General features: G+C 46.1%; 12 protein-coding genes. 1 reads left to right on the top strand and 11 read right to left on the bottom strand.

Going from position 1 to position 12861, the window contains the following annotated elements; translation table 11 throughout:
* Nucleotides 1-98: 98 nt before the first annotated feature.
* From BUR42_RS27925 to BUR42_RS27975, 11 genes are all read right to left on the bottom strand, one after another.
* Nucleotides 99-995 carry a FecR family protein gene (locus BUR42_RS27925; protein WP_200798377.1) on the bottom strand — a complete coding sequence of 299 codons (897 nt, stop codon included), beginning with the start codon at nt 993-995 and terminating at the stop codon, nt 99-101.
* A gap of 79 nt (nt 996-1074) precedes the next feature.
* Nucleotides 1075-1632 carry an RNA polymerase sigma factor gene (locus tag BUR42_RS27930; protein WP_084185867.1) on the bottom strand — a complete coding sequence of 186 codons (558 nt, stop codon included), beginning with the start codon at nt 1630-1632 and terminating at the stop codon, nt 1075-1077.
* Nucleotides 1633-1719: 87 nt separating this feature from the next.
* Complete coding sequence (hemN, locus tag BUR42_RS27935) at nt 1720-3039, bottom strand: oxygen-independent coproporphyrinogen III oxidase (RefSeq protein WP_074242819.1); 1320 nt, start codon at nt 3037-3039, stop codon at nt 1720-1722.
* Nucleotides 3026-3700: a sulfite exporter TauE/SafE family protein gene (locus BUR42_RS27940; RefSeq protein WP_074242820.1), complete on the bottom strand. Its 675-nt coding sequence runs from the start codon at nt 3698-3700 to the stop codon at nt 3026-3028. The genes hemN and BUR42_RS27940 overlap by 14 nt, the downstream gene beginning before the upstream one ends.
* Entirely contained in the window at nt 3697-4134 is a 438-nt protein-coding gene (locus BUR42_RS27945) for a FixH family protein (RefSeq protein ID WP_074242821.1), read from the bottom strand. Before BUR42_RS27945 ends, BUR42_RS27940 begins: the two co-directional genes overlap by 4 nt.
* A 10-nt stretch (nt 4135-4144) precedes the next feature.
* Nucleotides 4145-5560, bottom strand: coding sequence for a cytochrome c oxidase accessory protein CcoG (gene ccoG, locus BUR42_RS27950; RefSeq protein ID WP_234979817.1), 1416 nt, complete (start codon nt 5558-5560; stop codon nt 4145-4147).
* The gene (locus tag BUR42_RS27955) at nt 5505-6434 is read right to left on the bottom strand and encodes a cbb3-type cytochrome c oxidase N-terminal domain-containing protein (RefSeq protein ID WP_084185868.1); all 930 of its coding nucleotides are present in this window, start codon (nt 6432-6434) and stop codon (nt 5505-5507) included. Before BUR42_RS27955 ends, ccoG begins: the two co-directional genes overlap by 56 nt.
* Nucleotide 6435: 1 nt before the next feature.
* Nucleotides 6436-6615, bottom strand: a complete 180-nt coding sequence (locus tag BUR42_RS27960) for a cytochrome C oxidase Cbb3 (RefSeq protein WP_074242823.1) — start codon at nt 6613-6615, stop codon at nt 6436-6438.
* Nucleotides 6616-6619: 4 nt separating this feature from the next.
* On the bottom strand, nt 6620-8734 hold the full coding sequence (gene ccoN, locus BUR42_RS27965) for a cytochrome-c oxidase, cbb3-type subunit I (protein WP_074242824.1): 2115 nt from the start codon (nt 8732-8734) through the stop codon (nt 6620-6622).
* Nucleotides 8731-8892: a cbb3-type cytochrome oxidase assembly protein CcoS gene (gene ccoS, locus BUR42_RS27970; protein WP_074243265.1), complete on the bottom strand. Its 162-nt coding sequence runs from the start codon at nt 8890-8892 to the stop codon at nt 8731-8733. The genes ccoN and ccoS overlap by 4 nt, the downstream gene beginning before the upstream one ends.
* Nucleotides 8893-8954: 62 nt before the next feature.
* On the bottom strand, nt 8955-11291 hold the full coding sequence (locus BUR42_RS27975) for a heavy metal translocating P-type ATPase (protein WP_074242825.1): 2337 nt from the start codon (nt 11289-11291) through the stop codon (nt 8955-8957).
* A gap of 134 nt (nt 11292-11425) precedes the next feature.
* Here BUR42_RS27975 and BUR42_RS27980 point away from each other — a divergent pair, with 134 nt between their 5' ends.
* Nucleotides 11426-12835: a hypothetical protein gene (locus BUR42_RS27980; protein WP_200798378.1), complete on the top strand. Its 1410-nt coding sequence runs from the start codon at nt 11426-11428 to the stop codon at nt 12833-12835.
* The last annotated feature ends 26 nt before the right edge of the window (nt 12836-12861 follow it).

A 12861-nucleotide genomic window follows, 5' to 3' on the forward strand; every position in this document is an offset into this window, starting at 1 on the left:
CTCGTAACAGGAACGGCTCTTACATGTTTTTCTAATCCGGTGCAAACACTGCATGGATATTCATAACATTAGATTTTGGTTGAAGATCGATTTATTCTTTATTGGATCACATATACGCCCGCCGTGTCCAGCAGTTGACTGTCCGTCAGCTTGCATAATATATGTAACGCTTCCTTTATGCCGATATCCCTTCTGAATGAAGTGGAAATATTGATCGCACTGATGGCTTTATTATCTATCCTGATCGCTACGTTGTACACCCTTTCCAGGTCTGCTGCAATCTCTGCCATGGTTTCTCCGTCATAGGCCAGGCTGCCGTCTTTCCAGGGAGCTGTTTCTACCAGCGTTGCTTTTTTAGTGATAGCTGATTCCGTTACTTCATTCACTTTCACCTGCTGGCCCCGTGTAAGTAATGCGGGTGTTTTATCGCCTCCATAGTTCACACGCACTTTACCATGGCTTACAGAAACAATGATGTGCTCCTGCCCCGGATAGGCCTTTATATTAAAGGCAGTACCCAATACGGTGGTAGATACTTTCCCGGTATGAATAATAAATGGTGCATTCTCTGCATGCTGCACATCAAAATATGCTTCCCCGGAAAGCGTCACTTCCCTTTTGCCGGAACCAAAGGTTGTCGGGAATTCCAGTGTACTGGCTGCATTCAACCATACTTTGGTGCTATCCGGTAATACGAGGTATTTATATTCAGAACGTTCCGTGATCCTTTTCGTTAATGCAGGTGCCTGGGATGGCAGCAAAAACCAGGCAGCGGCAGCCAGTATAATAACGGCAGCAGCAATGGCAGGTATCATCCTCATACGGCGGCGTTTGGGATGCAGCAGTACAAGGTTACCCATTTCATCAATGTAAGAAGTGTCCCCGGTCTGCGCATAAGCTGCTTTTACCAGCTCACGGATAGCTTCATCATACTCGGATTGGCGGACGTAACTAAAGAACTCTTCATACTCCTCGTGGGAGCATTTATTGTCCATATATTGCCTGAATAGATACTTTATCCGTTCCTCCATATACCTGTTAGACGAAGCAGCGAACAAATGTTCCTATCCGGGATCAAAAAAAGTTGAAAAAAAGTATGCAGAGGGGGCCGGTAGTTCTGATAACAAAACTACGGATGGTCTGTAATGCAGAAGAGAGCTGGTTTTTAACCGTATGCCGGGAGATGTGCAGTTCGGAAGCTATTTCCTGGTAATTCATACCGGCTTCCCGGTTCAGGCAATAGATCAGTTTCCGCTGAGGGGGAAGGAGGGCAATTGCTTTCTGGAGGATGTGATCATATTCATTCCCCGTTACCATGGTTTCGGTAGAATGGGCATTCTGGGGAAGGTTGTTCCAGATGGTTTCCCGCAGGCGTTCGTCAGCAGCAGCTTTACGAAGGAAGTCGATCACTTTGTTCTCGGTGAGCCGGTAAAGCCATGCTTCCATGTTCCGGATCTGGCGGATGTCTTCCCTTTGTTCCCAGAGCTTCAGAAATACTTCCTGGATAATGTCCTGTGCATGAGAAGCTGATTTCGTGAGTTTTAGCGCCAGGGCATATAACCTGCCTTCGTGTTTACGGAAGATATCCATAAACAGTAGCTCCTGGTCCATATTTGGCTGTTGGTTACTCATGAATAGCGGGGAATAGTTCTACATACATCGTCCATTTAAAAATAGTTAAAAAAAGTTACAATTCCTGCTACTTCTTTTACTTGAAAATTAAATTCCGCTGCTGAACAATGTCTTTTGAGGTAGGTTCCGCCACAAATGTGCATCAAAGGCCATACAAATATTCCGGATGAAGGGAGTTCCTTTTTCGGTTACCGTCAATCTCCCCGGTTCAATATATACCAGTCCCTCCCGCTCCATTTCTTCCAGGCGCGGCAAACATTCCGGTACCTTATACCACCTGGTTTCATGGTAACACATCAGTTCTTCAATATGTTGCCGCAAAAGCCGGTCTTCCCGGCTGAGTATATGCCCGCGGAACAATGGTAAATTCCCTTCCTGTACCCTTTGCCGGTAAAGGGCCAGCTGTTTTTCATTCTGGGCATAGGCATGCCCGGTATCACTGATAGCAGATACGCCTAAGCCAATCAGCAGGGAAGTATGGGTAACCGTATAACCCATAAAATTACGGTGCAGGCTGCCGTTCTGCCGGGCCAGGTTTAATTCATCATCCGGCAGCGCAAAATGGTCCATGCCTATTTCCTCATAAAAATATTCCTGTAACATACTTCTTCCCAATTCATACAAAGCCCTTTTGGCTGCATCTTTCGGAAGGTCTTTTTCTGAAAAGAGCCGCTGCCCGTTCCCTTTTATCCAGGGTACATGCGCATAGCTATAGAAGGCAATACGTTCCGGGTAAAGCTGCATCACCTGTGTAATGGTGCTGCTGATACTTTCGGATGTTTGTAAAGGCAGTCCGTATATTAGATCAAAGTTGATGGAAGTATAACCTATGCGCCTTGCTTCCCGTACTACTTTTTCCACGGTGCAGAAAGGTTGTACCCGGTTGATCACTTTTTGCACAACAGGATCAAAATCCTGTATGCCCAGGCTTAATCTTCTGAACCCTAATGCATACAATGTTTGCAGATGTTCCAACGTGGTATTGTTCGGATGACCTTCAAAACTCATCGCTGCATCCGGCATTATTTCGCAGCTACTGAAAATAGCCTGCAACAAGTGCGAAAGATGGGAAGCACTGAAAAAAGTAGGGGTACCTCCTCCCAGGTGCACTTCCCTGATCTTCGGCGGATATTTGAACAAGGCCCGGTAAAGTTGCCATTCCTTCAACAGCGTATCTATATAAGGTGATTCATATCCATGGTTCACGGTAATGTATTTGTTACAGCCACAGTAGGTACAAAGGCTTTCACAGAAAGGCAGGTGAATATAAAGGCTGATACCTTCCTCCGTATCCCTGATACCTGCTTTAAACTGTTCCTCACTAAAAGAGGTACTGTTCCAGTAAGGCACCGTGGGATAACTCGTGTAACGGGGAACAGGTATATTGTATTTTTCAATGAGTTGCATGGCAGGATTGTATGTTTTGTGCTTTAATAACAGGACTGATATAAGGTATCCCAAGGTTCAACCCCCGGAGGATCAATAACACAGCCATGATCGTGATCATCACCGGGATCATTTGCCGGATGCGCTGGCGGATGGGAATGCTGATCAACTGGCTGAACCAGGTTACGGCCATCATAGCAGGTAAAGTACCTGCTCCAAAAGCTCCCATAAATATCATCCCATGCAGGATGCCACCGGTGGCCAGGGCGCCTGCTATACCAAGATATACCAGCCCGCAGGGCAGAAAACCATTAAAGAACCCTATGCCGAATAAAGTGCTGAAACGTTGTTGAGCTAATAACTTCCCCAATATCTTTTTTACAAATACCAATTGAGGAAAAAAGTGCATCCTTTTTTGAAACAGCACCACCAGCAACAATAAGGTCCCCAATGAAATAGATAACCATTGCTGTAACCCTCCAAGAAAGAACTGCTTGCCCAGCCAGCCGAAAATAACGCCCATAAACATGTAGGCAACAATGCGCCCAAAGTTGTACAGGAGTATTCCGGCAATTTTACGGGGTCCTGAAAGATGCCGCACCGGTAAGGTTAATGCAATTGGCCCGCACATACCAATGCAGTGAAAGCTGCCCATAAATCCTAATAATAAAGCGAACATCATTGTATATAGTATGGCGTTTCCTGGAAAAAGGAAGCACTGTCTGCCTCCCATTGTATCTTGATCCGGTAGCTGCCTTTATCGAACAGAGATCTGCTAACGGATAATTTACCGGATGCATCTAAACGTAAGGGCACCGTAAAGTCCCTGTGCGAATCAGATGGACGGTAAAAATGAATGCTACCGGCCAATACTTTATCCCGCATCTCAGGAGGAAAAGTGATCTCAACACTGTCTGCCAGTTGTGCGATACTAACAGGAATGGATAACCGTTTCGCGTTTTGCTGCGCATCTATGTTCTGCTGGTATTTGATCTCTGCAGCATAATAATCTGGTGTTGCCATATCAATGCGGGTACGCATGCTTTTGATCACCAGTGTAAGGATGCCACAGGCAAATACAATGAATACTAAAATGATCTTATGTCCCCAGTTCATATGTAATGTTTTAAAGGCCTGGTCCCAGGAATGTTGTTTGCTTCGATCCTACCTGTTTGTTCCCTTCATACAATCCTATCGTAATGGATGATTTTCTTTTATGAATATGCTTACGGGGCAATACAATGAAGAAAGTGCCTTCTCCCTGTCCCTCCGCTTTTACCTGTATATGCGGATTCCCTATCACTTCTACCGAGCCGCCTGCATCTTCCAGTTTTAAACGGAGTTGCACTGCCGCCGTGGTTTTATTCACCAGTTTAATGCGATAGAGGTTACTGATGCTATCGGTCCCTCTTTCCTGGTAAAGCATCCCTGCTGTACGGATAATAGTGCCACTCACCGGTTTGCGGCTGATGAGCATAAATGTTACAGCCGTGGTAAGTAACAACAGCACAACGCTATACGCCTTCATACGTGGTGTAAACCGTAGGGGCTTTTTAGTAGCAATACCATTCTCGGAAGCAAAGCGGATCAACCCTTTCGGATAACCCACTTTTTCCATGATATGATTGCAGGCGTCTATACAGGCCGTACAGTTGATACATTCCAGTTGTGTGCCGTTACGGATATCTATGCCGGTGGGGCATACGTTCACACACTGCATACAATCAATACAATCTCCTTCATTTTTTGAGAACTTACCCCTTGGCTCTCCCCGTATATGATCATAGGCCACTACTACAGAATCTTTATCCAGCAACACGCTTTGCAATCTACCATAGGGGCATACAACAGTACACACCTGCTCCCGGAAGAATGCATACACTGCATAGAAAACGCCGGAAAAGATCAGCATAGCTGCAAAGCCGCCTGCATGTTCGGAAAGCGGATCTGTGATAATTTCCCCCAATGCCTTTACGCCAATAATATAGGCCAGAAAGGTATTGGCAATCACAACAGATAAAGCAAAGAAGAGAATATGTTTACTTGTCTTCTTAATTATTTTGGAGGTATCCCATGGTGCCCGTTGCAACATTTTCTGTGCAGCAGCATCACCTTCTATCCAGTATTCTATCCGGCGGAACAACATCTCCATAAAAACTGTCTGCGGGCAAACCCAGCCACAGAACAGTCGTCCGAAGGCCATCGTGAATAACACAATGAATAAAATGAAAGCCAGCATGGCCAACCCGAAAATAAAGAAGTCCTGCGGCCAGAAGATAGCACCGAAGAGGATGAACCGCTCTTCCAGGATGTTGAATAAGAACAAGGGCCTGCCATTTATTTGTATAAACGGCAGGCTGAAAAACACAATGAAAAATAGCAGACTGACTATGCTTCTGATGGTATATAATTCTCCTTTGGGCCTTTTAGCATAGATCCAATTGCGTTTACCTTGTTTATTAACAGTGGCGATACTATCTCTGAATTCATTCTCCATCTTTTTCTCCTTCTTTCGCTTTAGGATTGGGAGGGTTGCTGCCATGCACCGATTTGATAAAACTTGTGAGCTGTGCCAGTTGTTTGGGAGAGAAATCATCTTTCCAGGATTTCATCCCTTTCTCCGGTACGCCGTATTTAATGGTCTTGAAGATCGCTGGTACTTTGCCGCCATGCAGCCAGTAATCGTCTGTAAGGTTGGGCCCTACCAGTCCCTGTGCCTCCGGCCCATGGCAGGCAGCGCAGTTAGCAGAGAATAATTTTTTACCTGTTTCGATATCAGTTGCTTCCGTGAGCAGCTGTACATTGTTCTCATCAATGTTATTAGCCGCATTCTTCAGGTAAGCTTCTTTTTTTATGGCAGCTTCTGTTTCTGCTATTTTTAGTTCTTCCAGTTGTAAAGGCGCTGTTTCAGAAATATGGAACCGCCAGAGGTACACGATGCCAAAAAATATACTGAAGTAGAAACCCCATCTCCACCAGGGAGGGGTGGGGTTATTCAATTCCCGGATGCCATCGTAATCATGCCCCATGTCTGCCTCTGCCTCGGAGACAGCATCCAGGCTCTTCGTTTGGTTCAGTTTTTCTAACCAGTTTATTTTTTTCTTCTTTACCCGCACCGGCCTGACCTTTGTTTTAATCCCGGTAAGCACCCTTAACGTATGCAGCAAAGCAAGGATCACCAATAATTCCACCCCTATCATAGTTACCAGCAGGTAAAAGATAGGATCAGGGATCCCTTCTACCACCGGAATAGCGGCAAAACAAAGAGAGGTGTATCTATTCTTGATCTTCTCCCGGTAGATGTCCATCGCAGATAACACAGTATATCCAAGAAGAATGATCGCCAGCAGTAACCCGAAACTGATCACCAATAGCAGGATCACCACCGGGTGAGATAATGTGGAAAGTAAGAGCATACTATTGGTTTTTAGGTTCGTCGTTGTCTAAAGGGATATGACTGATCTGGTCCATCATCTTTTTATCTGCACGCAAAGCCCAAAAGGCAGCCAGCAGAAAGAATACAGAGAAGATCAGCAGTGATGCCATCGGGTATACGCTGATGCCGGTGATCGTTTCGAGGTATTTAATGAATTTCATGCGCTTAGTTTTTAACTTTTATATCTTTCCCAAGTCTTTGCAGGTAAGCGATCAATGCAACAATTTCCCGGTCTGGCTGGATCTCCATTTTGTCTTTGTGTAAGGCCGCGGTGATCTGGAGCGCCTGGATCTCATAATCTGCTTTGGCCTGCATCTCATAACCATCGGGATAAGGCACACCCAGTTTTCGCATTACGTTGATCATAGCAGGTGTAGCTGCTTTGTCTACCCGGTTATCAAACAACCAGGGATAGGCTGGCATAATGGATCCGGGAGACATAGAAGTGGGATCGAGCATGTGATTGTAATGCCAGGAATCGGGATATTTTCCACCCAGCCTTGCCAGGTCTGGCCCTGTACGTTTGGAACCCCATTGGAATGGATGGTCGTAAATGAATTCACCTGCTTTGGAGTACTCTCCGTACCGTGCTACTTCATCCCTGAATGGTCTTACCATTTGAGAGTGACAGGTGTAACAGCCTTCCCGGATATAAATATCCCGCCCGTGTAATTCTAATGGTGTATAAGGTTTCACGCTGCTGATGGTGGGAATATTACTGCGTATGAGGAAGGTGGGTACCAGTTCAAGTATCCCGCCTATGCCCACCACAATAAGACTGAAAACCGCCATCTGCACAGGTCTGCGCTCTATCCAGTTATGCCAGTGTGCCTTGCCGTAAGTAGTCATTACTTTAGGCAGAGGCGCTGCTTCCGCTGGTTCATTAGCTACAAACACACCGCGGCGGATAGTTTTAGTGAGGTTCACGATCATCAGTATCAGGCCGGATACATACAATAATCCACCCAATGCCCGTAAAGCATACATCGGCACAATAGTGGTAACTGTTTCCAGGAACTGGTACTTCAGTTGCCCTTCTTCCGTAAACTGTTTCCACATCATACTTTGCGTGAACGCGGCCCAATAAAGCGGAATAGCATAGAAGATTATTCCCAGCGTACCGATCCAGAAGTGTGTATTCGCCCATTTGCGGGAATAGAGGGTAGTAGAGAACAAACGCGGTATCATCCAGTAGAGGATGCCAAATGTGAGGAAACCATTCCAGCCCAGTGCCCCAATGTGTACGTGTGCAATCGTCCAGTCTGTATAGTGGCTGATCGCATTTACATTCTTAAGTGACAGCATCGGCCCTTCAAAAGTGGCCATACCATAACAGGTAAGTGCTACTACAAAGAATTTAAGAATGGCATCTTCCCGTACTTTATCCCATGCGCCGCGTAAAGTGAGCAAACCATTCAGCATACCACCCCAGGATGGCGCAATCAGCATAATGGAAAATACGGTGCCGAGTGATTGTGCCCATTCCGGCAAAGCCGTATATAACAAGTGATGCGGCCCGGCCCAGATATAAATAAAGATCAGTGCCCAGAAGTGAATGATAGACCAGCGATAGGAATAAACAGGCCGGTCAGCAGCCTTCGGCACAAAATAATACATCAGGCCCAGGTAAGGTGTGGTGAGGAAAAAGGCCACCGCATTATGCCCATACCACCATTGCACCAATGCATCCTGCACACCTGCATACCAGGAATAACTTTTGAAAAGCGATAAGGGCATTTCAAATGAATTGATGATGTGCAGCATTGCAATAGCTACCCAGGTACCGATGTAAAACCAGATCGCTACATACAGATGTGCTACCCTGCGCTTTAAGATGGTTCCCAGCATATTGGCCCCGAACACAACCCAGATAAGGGTAATGGCGATATCGAAAGGCCATTCCAGTTCTGCATATTCTTTACCAGTTGTATAACCCAGGAATAAAGTGAGGGCACCGCCGGCAATAATAGCCTGCCAGCCAAAGAAGTGGACCTTGCTGAGCAGGTCGCTGAACATGCGTGCTTTACAGAGGCGTTGCAAAGAATAATACACGCCCATGAAAATACCGTTCCCCACAAAAGCAAAGATCACGGCATTGGTGTGTACCGGTCTTAAACGGCCAAAGGTAACAGGCGCAAAACCCAGGTTCATTTCCGGGAATACGAGTTCAATAGCAGCCCAAAGTCCTGCCAGCATACCAATCAGCCCCCAGAACATGGTAGCGTAGGCAAACCATTTTACCGGCCGGTTGTCGTACGAGAATTTTTCGAGAGACGTCATACAGTTTTTTGTTTATCGCTTTTGTCTTCAAAGAGGATGCGGTGTGCAGGGGAGAAATCATCTTCATATTGGCCGTCTTTTACTGACCAGATAAAGGCTATAAGAAAAAATAGCGCTACCGCCAGGCTTGCGCCCAGTAATAATAGAATCACGCTCATGAGGGAAGTTTTATATGATATGTAAAAATAAGCCGGTATAGTGGCCTGTCTGATGATGGCAATCAAAGGCGGTACTGATACTCATCAGTCCGTAACCTGAGCCCGGCCCATTCACTTAATCCATAGGTGAGTAATACAATGCTGATGGAGCTGGCAGGCATTAAGATCGCCGCGGTTAAAGGTGATAAAATGCCCTGTACCGCAAAGTATAAACCCGTTATGTTGTAGAGCAGGGAGAAAATGAAACTGATGATAATGATCCGTTTGTTGGCTTTGCATAAACGGATGAATGCGGGGAGTTTCGGTAACTGTTTTGCTTCCAGGATACCATCGCTGGCAGGTGTGAAATTGTTGCTGTTCTCTGTGAGTGAAATACCAATGTCGCTTTGTTTTAACGCACCTGCATCATTCAGCCCGTCTCCGATCATCAGCACATGATGTCCTTTTTGCTGTAAGTCTATGATATAATCCAGCTTTTCATGTGGCTGTTGTTGGAAACGCAGGGTGGCATCTTTGCCCATGATCTTCCTCAAACGTGGTGCTTCTCCTGCATTATCCCCTGATAATACGGAGAGCGTATGTGTTTTTTGGAGTTGTTGCAGCATGGGCGTGATGCCTTCCCTGTATGTATTACCCAGTATAAAATAGCCTGCATGATCACCATTGATATTCACATGTACCGCACTGTCCTTTGTATCCTTAGCACCTACATAAGCTGCGTTACCTAATTGCACATGCATTTGGTGTACCCAGCCCTGTAATCCTCTCCCTGTATCTTCAGCAAAACGGGCAACATGGGTGATCACCGGTTTGCCGCAATAAGCAAGGATGGCTCTGCTGGCAGGATGTTGTGATTGTGCTGCAATAGCCGCAATGGCTTTTGTTTCTGACAATAAAAGTGATCTCCCATTCCAGCCGGCCTGTGTGGTAGTAGCGCCAGTGAGGGTACCTGTTTTATCAAATACAATATGATCTGCGTTCGCCAGGTTCTCTATGGCCTGTGCGTTCCGCAGGTATAATTTATTTCTGCTGAGGATCCTTAATATATGCCCATTGGTAAAAGATCCCGCCAGCAATAAAGCGCAGGGGCAGGCAACAATGAGGATGGAAGTAACTGCCGGCCAGATCTTTGATTGATCATAGATGCCCCAGTAAATAGCGGTGACTGCTGCAATGAATAATACCGTCCATGCAAAATATTGCCCGGGCAGATGAATAAAGGATTTGGAGGATTTCTTATGTTCTTCCCTGTTCCATAAACTGGTGAGGTAACTTTGTGCCACTTCTTTAATGGTCAGGACCTCTATATTGCCGGACAGTTGTTTACCACCTGCATATACGATCTCACCCATCTGCTTTTCCACCGGCATGGATTCCCCGGTCACAAAACTATAATCGATCACCGCGGAACCTTTTACCAGTATACCGTCTGCCGGTATCAGTTCCTGGTGATGGATGAGCAGTGTATCACCTGTTTTAACTTCCGGTAACTGCACCGGGCCTTTTCCGGTAACATGTACGGCTATGGGAAAATAGGCGGTATAGTCGCGATCAAAAGATAAACCCTGGTAAGTTTTATCCTGTAAGATCCGCCCGATGAGCATGAACAGCACAATGCCCGTCATCGAATCAAAATAACCACCACCGGTTCCGGAAAGCACGTCCGTTACACTGCGTACAAACGTAACAACAATTGCCAGTACAATCGGGGCATCTATATGCAGGAACCCATGTTTCAATCCGCTCCAGGCCGATCTGTAAAAAGCCTGCGCACTGAAGAAGAACACCGGAAGTGATAAGACCAGGTTCAGGTACCTGAAAACAGGCATCATGGCCCCTTCCCCTGAAAAGTATTCCGGAAAGCTCAGCAGCATGATATTAGCAAAACAGAAACCGGCCACACCCAGCTGGTAGATCAGCATGCGGTTAACAGGAGGTTTTTTCTTTTTCAGGTCCTGCAGGCTGATATAAGGCTCATAACCTGTACTGGTGAGCAGTTCTGCTACTTTTCGTAAGCTCGTTTGTTCCTGGAAGAATACAACGGTAGCTTCCTTTTTACTAAAATTAACATTCACCTGTTGTATGCCCGGATCAAGCCGGTGGAGGTTTTCCAGCAACCAGAGGCAGGAACTGCAATGGATGTTGGGGATGTGGAAGGTAATATGTGTTTGTGCTGCATCCTGGTAATGGATCAGTTGTTGTTGGATCCTTGCATCGTCCAGGAACGCAAATTTATCTTCCCGTACAACAGTACGTTGCGCCACACCTGGTTTGTCGTTCAGCTGATAGTAAGTACAAAGGCCATTCTCCTGTAATAGCTCATAGACCATTTTACAACCGTTGCAGCAGAACTTTTCATGAATGGTCAATTCCCCGCAGTGGACACATTGTTGTTGCATACCCAAAAGTAACGGCTGTTAACTCCCTGGCCGATGAGTGCCATCACAGGAAAAGATGATTATCGTCATAATCTTACAACAGCCCGCCATAATTGTATAACAATCAGTTAGCAGGATGGTCGTATTTTTGCCCCATGGGAAAGGTTATTATGAAAGTGCTCCGGTTCTTTGGATCGCTCTTCGTTAAAAAGGATTGTTGCAAGGTGCTTATCGGGTTAGTATTATTAACATCATTAAGCGCACAGGCACAGCATGACCATCACATGCCTGCAAAGAAAGATACCACCATGCAGCACGATCATGCTGCCATGATGAAACAGGATGAACATGCCGGGCATAACATGCACACCATGACCCACGCCTATTCCAAAAATCTCCCCATGAACCGCAACGGCTCCGGTACCAGCTGGCTGCCGGATAACAGCCCTATGTATATGTACATGGCCGGGAAAGGCAACACCAGTTTTATGCTGCATGGAAACATCTTTTTAAGATACACCTCCACAGATTTTACCGCCAAAGGCTCCCGGGGTGCCACTAAATTAGACGCCCCCAATTGGCTCATGGGTATGATGAACCACCAGGTAGGAAAGAAAGGCTTGCTCAACGCCACTGTTATGCTGAGTTTCGACCGTCCCATTATGGGTGGGGAAGGTTATCCGCTCCTATTCCAATCCGGCGAAACCTGGCAGGGCAAAGCATTGGTGGACCGTCAGCATCCGCACGATATGTTTGCCGCCATCAGCGTAGGTTACACATACGCCATTAACAAAAACATGGATGTATATGGTTATATAGGATATCCCGGAGAACCAACCATCAGCGCCCCTGCTTTTATGCACCGTGTATCTGCCATGAATAATCCCGATGCCCCTTTAGGCCATCACTGGCAGGATGCCACACATATTACATTCGGTGTGGGAACAGTGGGTTTCCGTTACAAACAGGTAAAAGCAGAGTTCTCTTCTTTTGCAGGCCGCGAACCGGATGAAGACCGCTACAATTTTGATAAACCTTTATTCGACAGTTATGCTTACCGCGTAAGCTATAATCCTGGTAAAGCATGGGCCTTACAATTCTCACAAGCCTTTGTACACAGCCCCGAAGCACTGGAGCCGGATGAGGATGTAACCCGCACCACAGCATCTGTTATTCATACAGTGCCCTTGCACAAACAGGGTAGTTTTATTGCTTCCTCCGCCGTATGGGGGTTAAACACCCGTGACCATGGGCATAAGGAACATTCCTTCCTCGCAGAATCCAATCTCCAACTACAAAAAAATGCCATATATGGCCGATATGAATTTGTAGAAAAATCCACCCACGAACTCCAGCTGGAAGATACTTTCGGCGAAGCAAAATTTAACGTTCACGCCTTCACGTTAGGTTATGCAAGGACCCTGGCAACCGCCTGGAAAACCAATCTGGCATTAGGTGTGCAGGGTACGGTGAATGTGGAAGATAAAGCCTTGTATGGCATTTACGGAAAGAACCCGCTCAGTGCACAGATCTATTTAAGGATCAGTCCTGCCATACATAAATAAGTTAATATAAAATCCCACATTAATTT

This window comes from Chitinophaga niabensis (assembly GCF_900129465.1).
GTDB classification, from domain to species: domain Bacteria; phylum Bacteroidota; class Bacteroidia; order Chitinophagales; family Chitinophagaceae; genus Chitinophaga; species Chitinophaga niabensis.

Bases quoted from the DNA above. Each gene is read 5' to 3' on its own strand.
- BUR42_RS27940 (WP_074242820.1), bottom strand. From the start codon at position 3,700: ATGATGTTCGCTTTATTATTAGGATTTATGGGCAGCTTTCACTGCATT.
- BUR42_RS27960 (WP_074242823.1), bottom strand. From the start codon at position 6,615: ATGAAATTCATTAAATACCTCGAAACGATCACCGGCATCAGCGTATAC.
- BUR42_RS27925 (WP_200798377.1), bottom strand. From the start codon at position 995: ATGGACAATAAATGCTCCCACGAGGAGTATGAAGAGTTCTTTAGTTAC.
- BUR42_RS27980 (WP_200798378.1), top strand. From the start codon at position 11,426: ATGGGAAAGGTTATTATGAAAGTGCTCCGGTTCTTTGGATCGCTCTTC.
- ccoS (WP_074243265.1), bottom strand. From the start codon at position 8,892: ATGAGCGTGATTCTATTATTACTGGGCGCAAGCCTGGCGGTAGCGCTA.
- hemN (WP_074242819.1), bottom strand. From the start codon at position 3,039: ATGCAACTCATTGAAAAATACAATATACCTGTTCCCCGTTACACGAGT.
- ccoG (WP_234979817.1), bottom strand. From the start codon at position 5,560: ATGGCAGCAACCCTCCCAATCCTAAAGCGAAAGAAGGAGAAAAAGATG.
- BUR42_RS27945 (WP_074242821.1), bottom strand. From the start codon at position 4,134: ATGAACTGGGGACATAAGATCATTTTAGTATTCATTGTATTTGCCTGT.
- BUR42_RS27930 (WP_084185867.1), bottom strand. From the start codon at position 1,632: ATGAGTAACCAACAGCCAAATATGGACCAGGAGCTACTGTTTATGGAT.
- BUR42_RS27955 (WP_084185868.1), bottom strand. From the start codon at position 6,434: ATGCTCTTACTTTCCACATTATCTCACCCGGTGGTGATCCTGCTATTG.
- ccoN (WP_074242824.1), bottom strand. From the start codon at position 8,734: ATGACGTCTCTCGAAAAATTCTCGTACGACAACCGGCCGGTAAAATGG.
- BUR42_RS27975 (WP_074242825.1), bottom strand. From the start codon at position 11,291: ATGCAACAACAATGTGTCCACTGCGGGGAATTGACCATTCATGAAAAG.